This window comes from Streptomyces sp. NPDC044044 (assembly GCF_056434405.1).
Map to the genome: position 1 here is coordinate 422,253 of NZ_JBWKFG010000005.1, position 17,643 is coordinate 439,895.

16 protein-coding genes are annotated in these 17,643 nt (G+C 69.2%); 13 read left to right on the plus strand and 3 right to left on the minus strand.

Annotated elements, in window-relative coordinates; translation table 11 throughout:
• The first annotated feature begins 66 nt into the window (after positions 1 to 66).
• The 7 genes from AC07AG_RS21200 (at position 67) to AC07AG_RS21230 (ending at position 6,574) form a co-directional block, all read left to right on the plus strand.
• Positions 67 to 1,326, plus strand: coding sequence for a hydroxymethylglutaryl-CoA synthase family protein (locus AC07AG_RS21200; protein WP_478757060.1), 1,260 nt, complete (start codon positions 67 to 69; stop codon positions 1,324 to 1,326).
• The gene (locus tag AC07AG_RS21205; RefSeq protein ID WP_478756646.1) at positions 1,314 to 2,099 is read left to right on the plus strand and encodes an enoyl-CoA hydratase/isomerase; all 786 of its coding nucleotides are present in this window, start codon (positions 1,314 to 1,316) and stop codon (positions 2,097 to 2,099) included. The genes AC07AG_RS21200 and AC07AG_RS21205 overlap by 13 nt, the downstream gene beginning before the upstream one ends.
• A 3-nt stretch (positions 2,100 to 2,102) precedes the next feature.
• Positions 2,103 to 2,855 (plus strand): polyketide synthase, encoded by a 753-nt coding sequence (locus AC07AG_RS21210; protein ID WP_478756648.1) that lies wholly within the window; start codon positions 2,103 to 2,105, stop codon positions 2,853 to 2,855.
• A 6-nt stretch (positions 2,856 to 2,861) separates the two neighbouring features.
• Positions 2,862 to 3,107, plus strand: coding sequence for an acyl carrier protein (locus AC07AG_RS21215; RefSeq protein ID WP_478756650.1), 246 nt, complete (start codon positions 2,862 to 2,864; stop codon positions 3,105 to 3,107).
• A complete protein-coding gene (locus AC07AG_RS21220) occupies positions 3,088 to 4,332 on the plus strand; it encodes a beta-ketoacyl synthase N-terminal-like domain-containing protein (protein WP_478756652.1) in 1,245 nt (414 codons plus the stop codon). The genes AC07AG_RS21215 and AC07AG_RS21220 overlap by 20 nt, the downstream gene beginning before the upstream one ends.
• Positions 4,329 to 5,288: an acyltransferase domain-containing protein gene (locus AC07AG_RS21225; protein WP_478756654.1), complete on the plus strand. Its 960-nt coding sequence runs from the start codon at positions 4,329 to 4,331 to the stop codon at positions 5,286 to 5,288. The genes AC07AG_RS21220 and AC07AG_RS21225 overlap by 4 nt, the downstream gene beginning before the upstream one ends.
• A gap of 65 nt (positions 5,289 to 5,353) precedes the next feature.
• The gene (locus AC07AG_RS21230) at positions 5,354 to 6,574 is read left to right on the plus strand and encodes a cytochrome P450 family protein (protein ID WP_478756656.1); all 1,221 of its coding nucleotides are present in this window, start codon (positions 5,354 to 5,356) and stop codon (positions 6,572 to 6,574) included.
• 57 nt (positions 6,575 to 6,631) lie between these two features.
• Here the strand turns inward: AC07AG_RS21230 and AC07AG_RS21235 are convergent, their stop codons facing one another.
• Positions 6,632 to 7,894, minus strand: a complete 1,263-nt coding sequence (locus tag AC07AG_RS21235; RefSeq protein ID WP_478756658.1) for an activator-dependent family glycosyltransferase — start codon at positions 7,892 to 7,894, stop codon at positions 6,632 to 6,634.
• 295 nt (positions 7,895 to 8,189) lie between these two features.
• Here AC07AG_RS21235 and AC07AG_RS21240 point away from each other — a divergent pair, with 295 nt between their 5' ends.
• Positions 8,190 to 9,098 (plus strand): SAM-dependent methyltransferase, encoded by a 909-nt coding sequence (locus AC07AG_RS21240; RefSeq protein WP_478756659.1) that lies wholly within the window; start codon positions 8,190 to 8,192, stop codon positions 9,096 to 9,098.
• 38 nt (positions 9,099 to 9,136) lie between these two features.
• Here AC07AG_RS21240 and AC07AG_RS21245 read toward each other — a convergent pair whose 3' ends face one another.
• Positions 9,137 to 10,120 (minus strand): NAD-dependent epimerase/dehydratase family protein, encoded by a 984-nt coding sequence (locus AC07AG_RS21245; RefSeq protein ID WP_478756660.1) that lies wholly within the window; start codon positions 10,118 to 10,120, stop codon positions 9,137 to 9,139.
• 283 nt (positions 10,121 to 10,403) lie between these two features.
• On the opposite strand from AC07AG_RS21245, the gene AC07AG_RS21250 reads away from it, so the two are divergent.
• The 4 genes from AC07AG_RS21250 to AC07AG_RS21265 all read left to right on the plus strand — a co-directional run bounded on the left by AC07AG_RS21250 (position 10,404) and on the right by AC07AG_RS21265 (position 14,891).
• Entirely contained in the window at positions 10,404 to 11,462 is a 1,059-nt protein-coding gene (locus AC07AG_RS21250; protein ID WP_478756662.1) for a class I SAM-dependent methyltransferase, read from the plus strand.
• A 119-nt stretch (positions 11,463 to 11,581) separates the two neighbouring features.
• The gene (locus AC07AG_RS21255) at positions 11,582 to 12,412 is read left to right on the plus strand and encodes a HEAT repeat domain-containing protein (protein WP_478756663.1); all 831 of its coding nucleotides are present in this window, start codon (positions 11,582 to 11,584) and stop codon (positions 12,410 to 12,412) included.
• A gap of 12 nt (positions 12,413 to 12,424) precedes the next feature.
• Positions 12,425 to 13,480, plus strand: a complete 1,056-nt coding sequence (locus AC07AG_RS21260; RefSeq protein WP_478756664.1) for a MerR family transcriptional regulator — start codon at positions 12,425 to 12,427, stop codon at positions 13,478 to 13,480.
• A gap of 10 nt (positions 13,481 to 13,490) precedes the next feature.
• Positions 13,491 to 14,891 carry a polysialyltransferase family glycosyltransferase gene (locus tag AC07AG_RS21265; protein WP_478756666.1) on the plus strand — a complete coding sequence of 467 codons (1,401 nt, stop codon included), beginning with the start codon at positions 13,491 to 13,493 and terminating at the stop codon, positions 14,889 to 14,891.
• On the opposite strand, the gene AC07AG_RS21270 is transcribed toward AC07AG_RS21265, so the two are convergent.
• Complete coding sequence (locus AC07AG_RS21270; protein ID WP_478757061.1) at positions 14,878 to 16,875, minus strand: pectinesterase family protein; 1,998 nt, start codon at positions 16,873 to 16,875, stop codon at positions 14,878 to 14,880. The genes AC07AG_RS21265 and AC07AG_RS21270 overlap by 14 nt on opposite strands.
• A 425-nt stretch (positions 16,876 to 17,300) precedes the next feature.
• On the opposite strand from AC07AG_RS21270, the gene AC07AG_RS21275 reads away from it, so the two are divergent.
• Entirely contained in the window at positions 17,301 to 17,636 is a 336-nt protein-coding gene (locus AC07AG_RS21275) for a non-heme iron oxygenase ferredoxin subunit (RefSeq protein WP_478756667.1), read from the plus strand.
• Positions 17,637 to 17,643 lie beyond the last annotated feature (7 nt).

Genomic DNA, 17,643 nt, shown 5'->3' on the forward strand with positions numbered 1-17,643 from the left:
GTCACGTACCGGGGGGTTGACGGACGGCGTCTGCGCCGACGGCAACAAGGGGGAGGAATCTCAATGATGCCCGTGGGCATTGAGGCCATGAACGTCTTCGCAGGCACGAGCTACGTGGACGTGAGCAAGTTGGCGGCGCACCGCGGACTCGACACCGCACGGTTCGAGAACCTCCTGATGAAGGAGAAGACCGTCGCGCTGCCCGACGAGGATCCGGTGACGTTCGGCGTCAACGCCGCGAAGCCGATCATCGACGCGCTCAGCGACGAGGAGCGCGACCGCATCGAGATGGTGATCACCGCGACGGAGTCGGCCTTCGACTTCGGCAAGTCGATGAGCACGTACTTCCACAGCCTGCTCGGACTGGGGCGCAACTGCCGCCTCTTCGAGATCAAGGTCGCGTGCTACTCGGGCGTGGCCGCCCTGCAGACCGCCGTGAACTTCGTGCTGTCGCAGACGTCGCCGGGCGCCAAGGCGCTGGTGATCGCCACGGACATCACGCGGTTCATGGTGGCCGAAGGCGGTGACGCGCTGTCCGAGGACTGGTCCTTCGCCGAGCCGAGCGGCGGGGCGGGCGCGGTCGCCATGCTCGTCGGCGACGACCCGAAGGTCTTCCAGATCGACGTCGGCGCGAGCGGCTACTACGGCCACGAGGTGATGGACACGTGCAGGCCGCTGCCCGACAGCGAGGCGGGCAACGCCGAGCTGTCGCTGCTGTCCTACCTCGACTGCTGTGAGAACGCCTTTCTGGAGTACCAACGGCGCGTGGGCGACGTGGACTTCATCGACACCTTCGGCTATCTGGCCTTCCACACGCCCTTCGGCGGCATGGTCAAGGGCGCGCACCGCAACTTGATGCGCAAGATGGCGAAGGCGCGCCCTGCGGCCATCGAGGAGGACTTCGAGCGCCGCATGGGGCCAGGCCTGACGTACTGCAAGCGGGTCGGCAACGTCATGGGGGCCACCACCATGCTGGCGCTCGCCAGCACCATCGACAACGCGGACCTGTCCGGCGGAGCACAGCGCGTGGGGTGCTTCTCGTACGGCTCCGGGTGCTGCTCCGAGTTCTTCAGCGGGGTCGTGCAGCCGCAGAGCCAGGCGCACCTGCGCCGGATGGGCATCGCGGCATCGCTGGACGGCCGGTACGAGCTGGACATGGCGCAGTACGACCTGCTGCTCAAGTCCAACGACGCGGTCAGGTTCGGCACGCGCAACCTCGAACTCGGCGGGCCCACCGTCCCCGAGTCCAGGGCCGCGCTCGGCGGTGAACGGCTGTTCCTGAAGCGAATAGACGAGTTCCACCGGGAGTACGAGTGGATCTCCTGACCGGCGTCGCCTACGAGACCGTCGAGGTCCGATTCGACCAAGAGATCTGCTTCCTGCGGATCAACCGTCCCGACGCCGAGAACCGGATCAGCAGCCGCCTCGTCGAGGAGTGCGCGCGGGTGGTCGAGCTCTGCGAGGAGCACGCGAAGGTGCTCGTGCTCGAAGGCCTGCCCGAGGTCTTCTGCACGGGCGCCGACTTCCAGGAGATCAGCTCCGCGGCGGAGGGCGAAGGACCTCAGGAGTCGCCGGCCGAGGCGCTGTACGACCTGTGGCTCTCGATCGCCCTGGGCTCGTTCGTCTCCGTCGCGCATGTGCGCGGCAGGGTCAACGCCGGGGGCGTGGGCTTCGTCGCCGCGTGCGACGTCGTCCTGTGCGAGGAGAAGACGGTATTCAGCCTCTCCGAGCTGCTGTTCGGCCTGATGCCCGCGTGCGTGATGCCCTTCCTCATCAGGAAGACCGGCGTCGCGAAGGCCAACTACCTGACCCTGATGACCCAGCCGGTCACCGCCAGGCAGGCGCTGGACTGGCACCTGGTGGACGCCGTCGAGGACAACAGCGCCAACCTGCTCCGCAAGCACCTCTTGCGGCTGCGCTACCTGCCGAAGACCGGCATCGCGCGCTACAAGAAGTACCTCGGAGCGCTCGACGGCACCCTGGCCGCGTCCCGCGACAAGGCGATCGAGGCGAACCGCGAGGTGTTCTCCGACCAGGAGAACCTGGCCAAGATCTCGCGGTACGTACGGACGGGGCAGTTCCCCTGGGAGGAGGAGTAGCGCATGCAGGACGACCCGGTGGGCTACGCCACCATCAGGGACGGCGTGGTCCAGATCACCATGCAGGACAGAGAACACAAGAACACGTTCTCCGGGCGGCTCATCAACGGCCTGAGCGAGGCGTTCGAGCGGGTGGGGGCGGACGAGCGGTGCAAGGCCGTCGTCCTCACCGGCTACGACAGCTACTTCGCCAGCGGCGGCACCAAGGACGCCCTGCTGCAGATCCAGGACCGCAAGATCAGCTTCACCGACTCCAACATCTACGGTCTCGCCCTGGACTGCCCCGTGCCGGTCATCTCCGCGATGCAGGGCCACGGCATCGGCGGCGGGTTCGCCATGGGGCTGTTCTCCGACTTCGTCGTCCTCAGCCAGGAGAGCGTCTACACGACGAACTTCATGCAGTACGGGTTCACCCCCGGCATGGGGGCGACGCTGGTCCTGCCCAAGAAGCTCGGCTTCAGCCTGGGGCAGGAGATGCTGCTCTCCGCGAAGACCTACTACGGGCGCGACCTGAAGGACCGGGGGGTCCCGTTCCCCGTCCTGCGGCGCGCCGAGGTCCTGCCCTACGCGGTGGAGCTCGCGGAGAACCTCGCGGAGAAGCCGCGGGTCTCCCTGATCACCCTCAAGGACCACCTCGTGTCGGACCTGCGGGCCGAACTCCCCTCGTACATCGAGCGCGAGGTGGCGATGCACGACAAGACCTTCCACCAGCCCGAGGTCCGCGACCTCATCCAATCCCGGTACCTAGGCGGTTGACGACACATGCCGATGCAAGAAGTGTTCGACCTGGTCGTGAAGCACACGTGCGAGGTCATGCCCGAACTCGACGGCCACACCTTCGTGGCCACCGACTCGCTGCGGGAACTGGGGGCCAACTCCATGGACCGCGCGGAGATCATCATGATGACGCTCGAGTCGTTGTCGACGGCCCTCCCGCTGGTCGAACTGGCGGGCGCGAACAACATAGGTGAACTGGCGAAGCTCATCCATGACAAGTCGACTTCCTGACCAGCCCGATGTCGTGATCACCGGCCTTGGCGTCACCTCCGCGGTGGGCCAGGGCAAGGGCGACTTCACCGCCGCGCTCCTCGCGGGCCGCCACGCCTTCGCCCCGTTGCGCAGACCCGGCCGGTCGGTACCCGCCGACGGGTCCGGGGCGGCCTTCATCGGCGCCGAGATCGGGGAGCTCGCCGTACCCGACGCGTTCCCCGCCAGGGCGCTGCGCACGGCGTCCCTGTCGGCCCGTGCCGCCCTGGTGACGCTCGACGAGGCGTGGCACGAGGCGGGGCTCGACGACGCCGACCCGGCCCGCATCGGTCTGGTCGTCGGCGGATCCAACGTGCAGCAGCGGGAGTTGACGCAAGCGCACGCCCGGCACGCCGACCATCCCGAGTTCCTGCGCCCCACGTACGGCCTGGCCTTCATGGACACCGATCTGTGCGGGCTGTGCACCGAGCAGTTCCCCATCCGCGGCTTCGCCCACACGCTGGGCGGCGCGTCGGCCAGTGGCCTGCTCGCCGTCCTGCAGGCCGTGTGGGCCGTCCGGTCGGGCCAGGTCGACGTGTGCATCGCCGTCGGGGCGCTGATGGACCTCTCGTACTGGGAGCTCCTTGCGTTCCGGGCCATGGGCGCCATGGGGTCGCACCGCTTCGCCGACGAACCGGGCGCGGCGTGCAGGCCGTTCGACCGGCAGCATGACGGGTTCGTCTTCGGCGAGGCCTGCGGTGTGGTCGTCGTGGAGCGGGAGGGCGCACGCCGGCACCCCGAGCCGTACGCCCGGGTCCTCGGCACGGCCACCGCGGTGGACGGCAACCGGAACCCCGACCCCTCCCTCGCGGGGGAGATCAGGGTCATCGAGGGAGCGCTGGCGCAGGCGGGCCTGAAGGCGGCCGACATCGACTACGTCAATCCGCACGGGACCGGCTCGGTGATCGGTGACGAAACGGAACTCGGTGCCCTGGCCAAGTGCGGTCTGGGCGACGCACGGATCAACGCCACCAAGTCGATCACCGGACACGGTCTGAGCGCCGCGGGCGCGGTGGAGGTCGTGGCGACGCTGCTGCAGATGCGGGAGCAGCGGCTGCACCCCACCCGCAACCTGGAGGACCCGGTGGACGCCTCGTTCGGGTGGGTGCGGCAGGAGTCGGTGCCGTTCGCGTTCGAGACCGCCGTCAGCCTCAGCATGGGGTTCGGCGGCCTCAGCTCGGCCATCTGCCTGCGGAAGTGGCGATGACCGGACCCGTTGTCTTCATGTACTCGGGACAGGGGTCCCAGTACTTCCACATGACGCGCGAGCTGTACGAGCACAACGCGCGCTACCGGCTCTGGCTCGACTACTGCGACGAGATCGCCTCGCCCCTCATCGGGAAGTCGCTCCTGGACACCGTCTTCGATCCGCGTCGGGACAAGAGCGACCCGTTCGACTCCCTGCCGGACTCCAGCGCGGCGCTGTTGTGCGTCGAGTACAGCCTGACGCGCGTCGTCCAGGAACTCGGCCACGAGTGCGACCTCCTCCTCGGCTACAGCCTGGGGGAGATCACCGCGGCCGTGGTCGCGGAGGCGCTGCCCCTGGAGGACGGCATCGGCTTCGCGGTGGAGTTCGCGCGGCTGCTGGAGCAGGAGACCCCGCGCTCCGGCATGCTGGCGGTCGTCGGCTCGTCGGAACTCCTGCGGACGCACGCGTCCCTGTTCGCCGACTGCTGGGTGACGGGGCGGAACTTCGAGGGGAACTTCGTCGTGAGCGGGCGCGTCGCCGACATCGACGTACTGCAGCGCGCACTGGAGTCGCGGTCCGTCCTGTGCCAGCGGCTGCCCGTCGACTACGGCGTGCACACCGAGCTGATCGATCCCGTCGAGGCGCGGGCCCGCCGCCTCATGGACTCCCTGAGCCTGGCACCGCCGCAGATCCCGATCGTCTCGTCCGCCACGGCGGACCGGGTCGACGCGGTGTCCGCCGACGGCATCTGGGCGGCCGTGCGCCGGCCCGTGGAGTTCTCCCGCGCCGTCGAGAAGGTGTCCGCCGAGGGCGGCGCGACGTTCGTCGACCTCGGACCCAGCGCCACGCTCGCCACCTTCGTGAAGTACATCGCCAGGCCCGGCGACGGGTGCTCCCAGGTGAGCACCGTCAACCGGTTCGGCAACGACGTGAAGTCGATGAACGACTTCCGGGCGTTCATGGCGACGCCGTGAACCCCGCACCACCTGTTCCGCATGGATTTCCGATGTCGACCAAGGATGATTGAGGAGTTGTACAGATGAGCGATGGCAGCCCGATGCCGAGCGAGGCCGAACAACAGGCGTTCGAGCAGAACCCGCACCTGCTGTACAGCGCCCTGCGCGCGGAGGCCCCCGTCAGCAAGGTCACCGCGCCCGGCGGTCTCGGCGTATGGATGGTGACCCGCCACGAGGACGCCCGTCCCGCACTGAGCAGCGTCAAGCTCTCCAAGAACGTGGAGCTCGGGCAGAAGGTGATCGAGGAGAACACCGACAGCGAAGAGCTGCGGCTGATGTTCGCCACCGAACTCTCGGCGCACATGCTCAACTCCGACCCGCCGGTCCACACCCGCCTGCGCAAGCTGGTCAACAAGGTGTTCACCCCGCGGGCCGTGGAACGCCTCCGTCCGCGGATCGAGGAGGTCACGACGGAGCTGCTCGACGCGATGGAGCGCGCGGGCAGCGTGGACCTGATGAGCGCCTTCGCCGCCCCGCTGCCGATCGCGGTGATCTGTGAGCTGCTCGGTGTCCCGCTGATCGACCAGGGCAAGTTCCGCGGCTGGGTCGACGCGCAGCTGTCCGGCGACCCGGAGCGGCTCGCCGAAGCCGCTCCCGCCCTGCTCGGCTACCTCGACGAGCTGGTCGAGAGCAAGCGCGCCAACCCCTCCGACGACCTGCTCACGGACCTGGTGCACGCCAGCGACGGGGACGACAAGCTCAGCGCCCAGGAACTGGTCTCGATGGCGTTCCTGCTGCTCGTGGCGGGCCACGAGACGACGGTGAACCTCATCGGCAACGGCGTGCTCGCCCTGCTGCGCCACCCGGACCAGCTCGCCGCGCTGCGCGAGGACCGTTCGCTGCTGCCCGGCGCCATCGAGGAGTTCCTGCGCTACGAGGGTCCGGTCAACACCGCGTCGCTGCGGTTCACGACCGAACCGGTCGAGCTGGGCGGGGTCGTCATCCCGGAGAACCAGCTCGTGGTGGTCGCCATCGCGTCGGCCAACCGCGACGAGGCCCAGTTCCCCGACGGCGACAAGCTGGACATCACCCGGGAGACGGGCGGCCACCTGGCGTTCGGGCACGGCATCCACTACTGCGTCGGCGCCCCGCTGGCCCGGTTGGAGGCCGAGATCGCGTTCGGCCGCCTGCTCGACCGGTTCGCCGACATCCGCCTGGACGTCGACGACGCGGACGTGCGCTGGAAGCCCGGCACGGTCCTTCGGGCGCTGAAGACCCTGCCGGTGCGCGTCAGCGTCCAGTAGCCCGTCACGGTGCCGCCGGGGCCGCGCTGTGGCGTGGCCCCGGCGGCACCATGCCGATCAGCCGGCGCGGTGCTTGGCGACGACCTCCTCCAGCTGCGGAACCAGGTCGTTGAGCGAGGGAGCGGCCAGGATCTCGTCGCGCAGGGCGGTCGCGCGCTCGGTGAACCGGGGCTCGGTCAGGAGGCGGTTGACGCTCTCCTTGATGTTCTGCCCGGTGGCCTGCGAGGTGTGGATCTCCAGGCCCGCACCCTGCTCGGCCAGCTTGCGGGCCAGGATCGGCTGGTCGAAGTGGAAGTGCAGGGACAGCTGCGGCACCGGGTGGCGCGCGGTGGTCGCGAGGGTCGCCGCACCCGCGTGGTGGATGACCGCGGAGCACGTGGGGACGATGGCGTGCCACGGCACGAAGGGGACCAGGCGGACGTTGTCCGGGACCGTCCCCAGCTTCTGCTGCTCGCTCTCGGCGATGGTCGCGACCAGCTCGATGTCCAGCTCGGACAGCGAGTCGAGGATCTCGGACACGGGGATGTTGTAGCCGTTGAAGACCTCGGTCGCGGTCAGACCCAGTGTCATGCCGACCCGCGGACGCTCCGGAGCCGTCTTCAGCCAGTCGGGCACGACGGCCGGGCCGCCGTAGCCGATGAACTGCGTCTGCAGGACATCGAGACCGCTGTCGAGCTGCAGGCTCGGCGGGAATTGATCGATCGTCACATGACCCGTCGTCATGTCCTCGCTGAACTCCCCGCCGAACGCGTTCGCTTGGCCGCCGAGCCAGTCCGCCAGCGGGTCGAACCGCTCCGCGGCGGGCTGCTGCGCCATCAGCCGCAGGTACGTCTCGCGGGTCGAGCCGAACACGTCGGCACCGAAGACCACGCGCGCGTGCGCCGCACCGCACGCCTTCGCGGTGATCGAGCCGATGTAGCTGAAGGAGTCCCACACCACCAGATCCGGCTTCCAGTGGCGGGCGAACGCCACCAGGTCATCGATCACCGCGGCGGCCTCACCGCCGTGGGCGCCCTCCACCGCGGCCTTGTGGCTCTGCGACGTGTACTCCCACGTGGTGCCCTCCGGGTCCTCGGCCACGTCCCACGGGGGCGTGAGGCCGGAGCGGATCGACTCCATTATTTCCGGGTACTCGCGGCCGAACTGCCACTTGTCGAAGTCGTTTCCGACGGGCACGGCGGTGAGCCCCGCCTGGGTGATGGTCGGAGCGAAACGAGGTTGGCTTGCAATGAGCACTTCGTGGCCGGCCGTGCGCAACGCCCACGCCATCGGCACGAGGTACATGAAAATGTTCTTCTCAGGGTTGACAGTGAAAAGCACGCGCATAAGGAGACTTCCTCGGGTCGGTTCGGCGGAAGCAATGGCTACGCGGCCTGGCGGGACCCGAGTCCGGCGCGCTCAGGCTCCGGCACCCCGGTGGTGCTACGAGAACGTCCCCCCAGACTCGTTGGCCACAGACTACGCGTGATGACTCCGGACATGGAAAGATCACGACAGTTCCCGTCACCCCGGATCGGGGGTGTTCATGACCTTGATTCTTCTGCCCAACTGGCAGGCCCGCTGGTAGCGTTCGAGAAGTTTCTACTGGTAGAGCCGTGTCTGCTGAGGAGTTCGGATGAGCACTGGTATATCGCTTCCCAAGCCCGAGGAAGTCGGTGCGTTCTACGATGCGGCCAACGATCTGATCGCCCAATTCCAGGGCGGCAGCATGCATTACGGCTACTGGAACGGCCCCGATGACGACAGCACCTTCGAGGAGGCCTCGGACCGCCTCTCCGACCTCCTGATCGACAAGCTCGGCCCCGGCCCGGACGACCGGGTGCTCGATGTCGGGTGCGGTGTCGGCACGCCAGGTGTGCGACTGGCCACAAGGACCGGCGCGGAACTGGTCGGGATCTCGATCAGCGCGCGCGACGTGGAGCTTGCCAACGCGCGTGCGCAGAGCGAGGGTTGCGCCGACCGGGCGCGCTTCGAGCACGCCAACGCGCTGGAGATGCCCTTCGAGGACAACTCCTTCGACCACGTCCTCGCGCTCGAGTCCATCGTGCACATGCCGGACCGTGTCCAGGTGCTCAAGCAGATCGCGCGGGTGCTGCGCCCCGGAGGTTCGCTGGCGCTCACCGACTTCGTCGAACGGACCCCCGCCTCGGCCGACTTGGCCAAGCCCTCGTTCCTGAAGAGGCTTCAGGGCGCCGTGGTCGACAAGGTGCAGAAGGCGGCGCTCGCCAAGGTCATCGAGTCGTGGCACACGGCTCCGCTGGTCCGCGCGGCGGACTACGCGTCGTTCGCCTCCGCCGCCGGCCTCGAGGTCGTCGAGGTCACCGACATCAGCCAGAACACCAAGTACACCGCCCACCGGTTCTACGGGGCGGTCTACGAGTATGCCAAGCACAACGAAGTCCCGCCGGAGATCAAGAAGATCCTGCGGGCGGGCCCCGGCGAGAAGCGGCTGCACTGGCTGATCGAGGACGACCCGGCGGTCGGCGTGATCCTCGCCGTGCTGCGCCGCCCCTCGGAGGGCTGAGGTCCGGCGACCGAGGTCCGGCGGCTGAGGCCCGGCGGCTACTGGCCCACTGGCTGGTGGCCGTCGGGCCGGTTCGCGGAACCCGCGGGCTTCCGTACGGTGCTCAGCTGGTACCTCCAGGTGTCGGCGAGCCCTTCGGCGAGGCCGATCTCCGGCCGCCAGCCGAGTACGTCCGCCGCGCGCCGGATGTCCAGCCACACGTCCCTGCGGTCGAACGAGCGAGCCGGTTCGCGTTCCACCGGAACCGGCCGCCCCACCGTGGCCTCCAGATGCCGGTGCAGGTCGTCGAGCGAAGTCGGCGCCCCCGCACCGATGTTGAGCACGGTCGGCCGGTCCGCCGCGCGCAGCGCGGGAGCCTTTCCCAGCACCGCGAGCATGGCGCTCGCCACGTCGTCGACGTGGAGGTAGTCCCTGCTCGACCCGCCGTCGCCGAGTATGCGGAGCTGCTCGCCCGCCAGGAGCGCCTGCATCCAGTGCCCGATCACGCCGTAGCCCGCTGTGGTGCGCTGCCCCGGGCCGTACACGTTGGACAGCCGCAGCGTCACGGGGGCGAGCCAGCCGGCCGCGTCCGCAAGGGCTTCCTCCTGCTCTAGTTTGGCCTTGCCGTAGACGTTGCTCGGCGACACGGGTGACTGCTCGCCGTACGGCGGTTCGCGCCTCGGGTCGTACACGGTGCCGCCCGACGCCGCGAGCGTCACGACCGGCCGCCGCGGGTTCTCCCGCAGCGCGTCGAGAAACGCCCGGAAGGAGGCGATCTCCTCGGCGGCGCGCTCCGGTTCGCGTTCGGCGATCGCCGGACTGATCCGGCTCGCCAGATAGAAGACCACATCGCAGCGGAGCAGCACGGGATCGGTCCACGTGCCGTACACGGCTGGTTCGGTGCTGGTGAATCCGTGGGCCTCGACTCCGGCCCTGGACAAGGCGCGTATGACGCTCCTGCCGAGGAATCCGCGTGCGCCGACGACGGCCACGACGGGTTCGGGCCGGTGAAGGCCGTCTTGCGGGACGTGTGCTGCGGGCATCCCTTTTTCCCCCACGTAAAGGACCGGCGATCCGTCGCCGGTCAGGAACAACTCTCGTCACGGGCAGTGCTGTTCAGGACAAGCGGTCGCGCGTCGTACGGTCGACGTTCCGCTATTCGTCGAGGCGGCACAGTGGGTCGGTCCTGCCCACGGCGGCCGTGATCACCGTCAACGCACCGTACCAGCAGCCCGGTTGGCATCGGTGAACTCCCGCCGGTCGATTGCAGTTTGAATTCGGTCAAGATCAGACTGCGTTGCGCCGCGAGCGGTTAATATCGCGCGCATGACCACGAGAAGCGATGCGGTTGCCGAACGCCGACCGGCCTATCTGTCAGACCTTGCCGACGGAACCGACCGGTTCTTCGACGAGCGCAGGGATTCCTGCCCGTGGTGCGATTCCAAGAAGCTCGGCCTCCTGCTGCGGACGACGGACGTCATGCAGCACAAGCCCGGTGTATTCGTCCTGGAATCCTGCAGGGACTGCGGGCACGTCTTCCAGAACCCCCAACTGAACGACGACGGACTCGAGTTCTACTACCGGGACTTCTACGACGGTCTCGGTGAAGAGAACATGAACAAAATCTTCGGGACCAAGCGTGCCGGGCACGACGGCCGGACCAACATGGTCGCCGCGCAGGGCACGCCCAAGCAGTGGCTCGACGTCGGCACGGGGCACGGTCACTTCCTGGCCGACGCGAAGAGGGTGCTGCCCGACACCGAGTTCGACGGACTCGACCGGACCGACGGAGTGCTGATCGCCCAGGAGAAGGGGCGGGTCCGCAAGGCCTACCAGGGCAGCTTCATCGATCTCGCCCCCGAGTTCGCCGGTCAGTACGACGTGATCAGCATGTACCACTACCTGGAGCACACCGCGGACCCCAGGGCGGAGATGGCCGCCGCGGCGGCGGCCCTGCCCGAGGGCGGGTACCTGGCCATCGAACTGCCCGACCCGGAGAGCACCTGGGCCCGGCTCCTCGGCAAGTGGTGGATCTCCTGGCTGCAGCCCCAGCACCTGCACATGATCCCGATCGCGAACCTGCGCGCCGAGCTGAGCACCCTGGGCCTGACCGTCGTCTCCGAACAGCGGGCCGAACCGCACAACGGACAGGACGTCGTCAGCGCCGCGGTCCTCGCGATCAACGCGGGTCTCATCGGTGGCGAGGACCTGGCGTGGCGGCCCGCCCCGCCGACGCGCGCCAAGGCGCTGCTGCGCAAGGTCGCCTTCAACGCGAGCGTCCCGGTGCTCGCCCTCGCCTACCTGGTGGACCGGGTCTCCGCGTCGATCGGTGGGGGACGCGGCCTGTCCAACACCTACCGGGTGCTCGCGCGCCGGACGTCCTGACCCGCGCGGCCACGGCCGCCTCCCTTGTCGACGTGCCTAGAAAAGGCCCGTGACCTGCAGTTTTCTCCATTCGCGGGTCACGGGCTTGACCTTGACACAGTGATAAGGTTTCCACTTGGGTGCAGGAGGTGGTCCCGATCAACACGACGAACACGACCCCGCTGAACACCCGAGTGGCCAATGCCCTGGGCGCCGAGGACTCCTCGGTCCGGCTCAAGGCCGCCCTGGCGGTCGGCTCGAACCCCGACCCCGCATTCCTGGAGATGCTCGTCGAGCGGTGCGCGGTCGAGCCGGACTTCTACGTACGGGACATGCTGTCCTGGGCGCTGACCCGCCTCTCGCCGGAGATCGTCCTGCCCCGGATCCGCCCGGAGCTCGACTCCGAGGTCCACCAGGCCCGCAGCCAGGCGCTGCACACGCTCTCCAAGATCGGCGACAAGAGCACCTGGGCCTGGATCACCTGGGACATGCTGCGTGACGCCGACGACGAGGTCGCGCGTACCGCGTGGCGCGTCGCGGTCGTCCTGGTGCCCGAGGACGAGGAGAGGGCCCTGGCCGACGAGCTGGCCCTGCAGCTCGGGCGCGGTGACCGCAACATGCAGCTGAGCCTGAGCCGGGCCTTCGTCGACCTCGGCGACGTGATCAAGGACGCCTTGGAGAAGGCTTCGGGGAATCCCGACCCGGACGTGGCCGCGCACGCCCGTGCCACGGAGATGCTCCGGAAGGACCCGGAGACCGGTTTCGACACGGCCATCGAAGAGGCCAAGCGCGTGGTCCGGCTCGGCCCGGAGCGAACCGCTGCCGCTGCCGCCGCGCTCGCGGCGGCAGGCACCGAGACCTCGGAGACCTCGGAGGCCACCGAGACTGCCGGGACCTCGGAGACACCCGAGACCTCGGAGACGACCGGGCCGACGGAGGCCGCCGAGGCCGCCAAGGTCGCAGAGGCTTAAGGAGACCGCGGTTTGCTGATCGGTGATGTGGCCCGCCAGTCCGGGGTGAGCACCCGCATGCTCCGGCACTACGACGCCCTGGGCCTGGTGCGGCCGACGGGCCGCACCGTCGGCGGCTACCGCGAGTACTCCGCCGAGGACATCCGCAGGATCTTCCACGTGGAGAGCCTGCGGTCCCTCGGCCTCTCGCTCAAGCAGATCGGGCGCGCCCTGGAGGACCCGGCGTTCACGCCGTCCGCCCTGGTGAGCGACCTCATCCAGTGGACGGAGGACCGCCTGGCGCGGGAGCAGGAGCTGCTTGAGCGGCTCCGTGCGATCGACGCGTCGGCGCCCACCGGCTGGGAGAGCGTCCTGCGCATCGTCGAGCTCATGCGGGAACTCAACTCGACCAGCCCCGCGCGCAGGCAGCAGGCCGTCCTGGCCCGCCCGGAGGGCGTGTCGGTCCCCGCCGAGCTGCTCGCCGGGGCGGTCCTGACCGAATCCGACCCCCATGTCGCGGGCGCCCTGCGCTGGGCGCTCGCCCGGTCGGGCGGCGACGGCGTGGCGGCACTGGACGCCGGCGCGCACTCGGCGGACGTGAACATCCGGCGGCGCGCGGTCCTTGCGATCGCCGAGATGACCGAGGCTCCGGGGGCCACCGCGGTGCTCGCGGACGCCCTCGGGGACCCGGACGCGACGGTGCGCAGGCACGCCGCGCTCGCTCTGGGCAGGCACGGCGCGACCGCGGCCGTGCCCACCCTCGTCGGCATGGTGGTCGACGGCGTGAACGACGTCGACGCGGCGGAGGTACTGGGAACGCTGTCCCAGGACCCCGTGTGCGCGGACCGGATCACGACCGCCCTGGCCGGCGAACTCGCCGTGCCCACCGCGGACTCCGCGACGCGGATCCGCCTCACCCAGGCGCTGGTCGAGCTCGCGGGAACCACCGCGCAGGAGGTCCTGCGCGAACTGGCCCAGGACGACGACCGTGCCGTCGCCCTCGTCGCATCGGCCCTCGTCGGAGTCGTCGAGGAACGCACCCCCGAAGATCCGGCAAGTGCCCGGACGAACGAGGGAACGGACACCTAGTCTTGTCCTGATGGGCACCACTCAACTCTTCTTCGCCTGCTCGCAGTACGCGGCCGCCACGGTGAGTGCGGCAATCCGGGCGGGGCTCTTCGGACCGCGGTCCGAACACCGGCGCGTCCTCGTCGTCACCGACCGGTCCACCACGCCCGAGATCGGTGTTCCTTTCGACCGCATGCCTGGATTCGCCGCCCTGCGACCGGATTTCGACGCGGTGCACTCCTGGAACGCATTCATCCGCCCCTTCCACCCGGCGGACTGGTCCCCACGGGAACAGGACACGCTTCTGTGGGAACGGGCACTGAGGCGCACATGGAACCTCGGCAGCGGTCCCGTCGAGATCGCCTGCGAGTCCATCCAGGGCAACCCGTCCAAGGCCGCGATGAAGATCTTCGCGGACAGTCCCGTCCACGTGTACGCCGATGGCCTGATGAGCTACGGGCCGACGCGAACCGCGATCGACCCACAGCTCGGCACGCGCATCGAGCGACTGCTGTACGTGGATCTCGTGCCGGAACTCCGGCCGCTCCTGCTGACCGAGTTCGGCCTTGAGCCGGAGATCGTGCCGACCGCCACGTTCGCCGGTGTCCTGTCCGAGCTGTCCGAACTAGCCGAACTGGCCGATTCCGCCACGGACTTCGGGCGCGATCCGCAGCAGGCGCAGAAGGGACCCGCGCTGCTGCTCGGGCAGTACCTCTCCGCGATCGACGTCCTGACCGCGGACGAGGAGGAGCGGCTCCACCTGCGGATGCTCAGAGGAGTGGCTCAACTCGGCCACCGGCAGGTCGTGTTCAAGCCCCATCCCTCGGCCCCGCTCAGCGGGTCCCGAGTGCTGCAGGAGGAGGCGGATCGGCTCGGCATCGAGTTCCGGGTGTCGGAGGACCCGGTCCTCGCGGAAGTGCTCTACCAGCGGCTGAAGCCGTCCCTGGTCGCCGGATGCTTCTCCACCGCCCTGCTCACCGCCTCCTCTCTGTACGGACTTCCGGTCGCCCGGTGCGGCACCGACGTCCTGCTCGACCGGCTGAGCCCCTACCAGAACAGCAACCGAGTGCCCGTGACGATCGTGGACGCGCTCCTGCCCGACCTGGAGGACGGGGCGGCCACCACATCGCCGTCGCCCCCCAACGTCCACGAAAAGCCCGGTGGGCTCGGTGGCCTGGGGGACCTGGTCGCGGCCGTCGGCTTCACGATGCAGCCGGGCATCTACCCCGGCCTGCGCCCGTCGGCCGAGCGCTATCTCTCAGGGCACTTGAACGGCCGTACGCGGCGCTACTTCGACCGGCCCCGGCTCACCCGTCTCGGACTTCCCGGCGCCACCCCCGCACGGTTCGCCTTCATCCCGCGCCATGGGCGTGTGCGCCGGGCCGTACGACGCGCCCGATCCGTGAAGCGAGCGGTTCTCAGGCGGGGTTGAGGGCGGTCGGGTCCCAATTGCCGAGCCAGTCACCGATTTCCTGGTCGGCGGCCTGCGCGTCCGTCAACTGCGGGCGGTCCCCGCCGGCCGTGCCCGATCCGGCACCCGTGTTCCTGTACTCCGCGAAGCGGTCGTCCTTCCAGGGGAAGCCGCCCATGTCCGACCACGGAGTGGTCCTGATGGCGCCGCTCAGGGCGGAGTCGCGGACCGTGGTCTGCGGGTCGAGTGCGGCGTCGCCGCCCGCGTGCCAGTTGCGGCCCAGGTAGAAGCTGCGCGCGGACACGTCGCCGTTGACGGTGCTGTTGGTGATCAGGAAGCCCTTGCGGTCGGCGGGGGTGCTCGGCGCGGTGACGTAGCCCTGTGAGGTGCCGTCCCAGCGCTTCTTGAGGGTGATCACCGAGCGGTCCACCACGGCGGTGGCCCGGCCGAAGATGAAGTCCGTGTTGCCCACCACGTAGGAGTTGCGGATGTAGGCCCGGCCCAGCTTGTCCTTGGCCGCCGTGTCCAGGAGCAGGGTGTCCTGGTCGCCCTCGACGATCACGCCGTCGAGGAACGCCTTGTCGGCGGCGGTGCGCAGGGCGACCGCCTGGTGGCCCGCGAGGTTCTGGTTGGCCTTCTCGTCGAAGTCGTTGGAGAAGGTCAGATTGCGGGCCTGGAAGTCGTCGGCCTCCGCGGCCACGGTCGCGCTGCCCGATGTGCCGTAGGTGCCGGAGCCGTCCGGCCTGGGCGTACCGGCGGCGTTGTCGTACACGATGACCGTGTCCTTGCGGCTGCCGCCCGTGCCCTGGAGGGTGACGTGCGGCTTGTTCGCCGGGATCTTCACCGTCTCGCGGTACGTGCCCGGCGCGATGGAGACGGTGACCCGTGCCGGGTTGTTCGCCGGTACGGCGTCGACCGCGGCCTGCACCGTCCTGTACCGGCCGCTGCCGTCCTTCGCCACGGTGAGGGTGGAAGCGGCCTCGGCGGTGACGCCGGTCGCGGCGCGCGGTCCTGTCCCCGCCTTCACCTTCGCCGGGACGTCCGCAGCCTTGTCGAGCGTGTAGGCGTAGAAGCTCTTCGGGTCGAACGCCGTGCCGCCGCTCTCGTTGCGCCCGCTCGTCCCGGCGAAGACGTTGCCCCGCTGCACGACCGACGCCGAACTGTCCTTCGTCACAGGGTTCTTGAGACCCTCGAAGTAGCTGTTCTCCAGGACCATCTTCGTGTTGCCGCGCGAGTAGTTCCCGTACGACGACGTGATGTCCGTGCCCGCGACGTCCTGGAGGTAGTTGTTGTAGAGGTGCGCGTGGGCCACGTTGTCGGTGGACGGGTTGCGCTGCTCCGTCTCGCGGAACCAGTTGTGGTGGATCGTGATGTCGGCCGTCGTGTTCTCGGTCCAGCCGATGCCGAACGTCTTGTTGTTGTCGCTCAGCTTGTTCCAGGACACCGTCAGGTAGGTCGTGTCCTTGCGGCTGTCGATCAGGCCGTCGGCCATGTGCCGCAGGTCGTTGTGGTCGATCCAGACGTGGTGCGCGCCGTCCATCTGCACGGCGTCGAAGTCGTGCTCCTTGTCGTTCCACGTGCCCGCGTACGCGTCCCGGATCGTCAGGTTCCGGAGGATCACGTTGTGCACGCCCTGGCCCAGGAAGAAGCCGCCGCCGACGATCTGGCCCGAGGTGCCGGAGCCCACGATCGTCTTGTCCGACGCGACCTTGATCTCCTTGCCCTTGGGGTCCATCGTGATCGTCGCGGCGACGACGATGACGTACGGATCGGCGGCGGTCGCGTACTTCTCCAGGTCCGCGAGGGTCTTGACGGTGACCGTCTTTCCGTCGCGTCCGCCATAAGTCCCGTTCTGGCCAAGGGCGTTGACCGAGGCGAAGCCGTCGGCCACGTCATCGGCCGCCGTCGCGGCACTCGCCGTGGTGGCCGCCGACGCCCTCGGCTGCGCGTCCTCGCCGAAGACCCCGAAGGCCGTGCCGTACGTAAGCCCTGCCGCGGCCGCCATGGCCACCGGGATGCCGACCGTCAGGCTCAGCCGGCGCCTGCGGTGCCGCGCGGCCTTGTGCCCGTGCCGCTCGCGCGGCTCGTACTGCTCATGCTGCCCGTCCTTGATCGCGCTCATTGCCTCATCCGCCCTGGTGATGGTGGGGGTGCGTCTGCGTTGCGCAGGGCAGTCGCCGCCACCGGGCGGATTGGTTGCCGGATCCGCGAGGACTCGCCGGGTCAGCCCGGCCCGGCCGCCCGGTCCCGCTCCGTGCAGGCCGTGGGCCTGGAGCGGGGAGCGGAATCGTGCGCCGGTGCCTCCTCGCCGCCGTGCTGATCGGTGGTTCGGACTCCAGGGGCGTATCCATGAGGCGTCTTCGCGGATCGGAGGGGGAGAGGCGGCTGTGGCTGAGGCCGTAGCCCTGTGGACCGAGAGGAAACCGCGCTGTGGACATCAAGGAAGAACTCCGTGTGGCGAAGCTGGCGGACCTGCCACCGGGGGAGCTGCTGAGCGTGGACTTCGGCGGGGTCCAGGTGCTGCTCGCCCATGTCGACGGCGAGGTCCACGCGGTACGCGACGAGTGCTCGCACGAGGCGGCGAAGCTCTCCGAGGGGGAGCTGGAGGGCGCCACGGTGGAGTGCCCCTGGCACTTCAGCCGGTTCTGTCTGCGCACCGGGGAGGCGCTGGACTTTCCGGCGATGGACCCGGTCGACACCTATGGCGTGCGGGTCGCGGACGGGGAGATCTTCCTCTCCAGGGCGGGCGGGGGTGCGGATCGCTGAGCATGGT

Bases quoted from the DNA above. Each gene is read 5' to 3' on its own strand.
- AC07AG_RS21225 (WP_478756654.1), top strand. From the start codon at position 4,329: ATGACCGGACCCGTTGTCTTCATGTACTCGGGACAGGGGTCCCAGTAC.
- AC07AG_RS21215 (WP_478756650.1), top strand. From the start codon at position 2,862: ATGCCGATGCAAGAAGTGTTCGACCTGGTCGTGAAGCACACGTGCGAG.
- AC07AG_RS21210 (WP_478756648.1), top strand. From the start codon at position 2,103: ATGCAGGACGACCCGGTGGGCTACGCCACCATCAGGGACGGCGTGGTC.
- AC07AG_RS21240 (WP_478756659.1), top strand. From the start codon at position 8,190: ATGAGCACTGGTATATCGCTTCCCAAGCCCGAGGAAGTCGGTGCGTTC.
- AC07AG_RS21220 (WP_478756652.1), top strand. From the start codon at position 3,088: ATGACAAGTCGACTTCCTGACCAGCCCGATGTCGTGATCACCGGCCTT.
- AC07AG_RS21270 (WP_478757061.1), bottom strand. From the start codon at position 16,875: ATGGCGGCCGCGGCAGGGCTTACGTACGGCACGGCCTTCGGGGTCTTC.
- AC07AG_RS21230 (WP_478756656.1), top strand. From the start codon at position 5,354: ATGAGCGATGGCAGCCCGATGCCGAGCGAGGCCGAACAACAGGCGTTC.
- AC07AG_RS21245 (WP_478756660.1), bottom strand. From the start codon at position 10,120: ATGCCCGCAGCACACGTCCCGCAAGACGGCCTTCACCGGCCCGAACCC.
- AC07AG_RS21250 (WP_478756662.1), top strand. From the start codon at position 10,404: ATGACCACGAGAAGCGATGCGGTTGCCGAACGCCGACCGGCCTATCTG.
- AC07AG_RS21265 (WP_478756666.1), top strand. From the start codon at position 13,491: ATGGGCACCACTCAACTCTTCTTCGCCTGCTCGCAGTACGCGGCCGCC.
- AC07AG_RS21200 (WP_478757060.1), top strand. From the start codon at position 67: ATGCCCGTGGGCATTGAGGCCATGAACGTCTTCGCAGGCACGAGCTAC.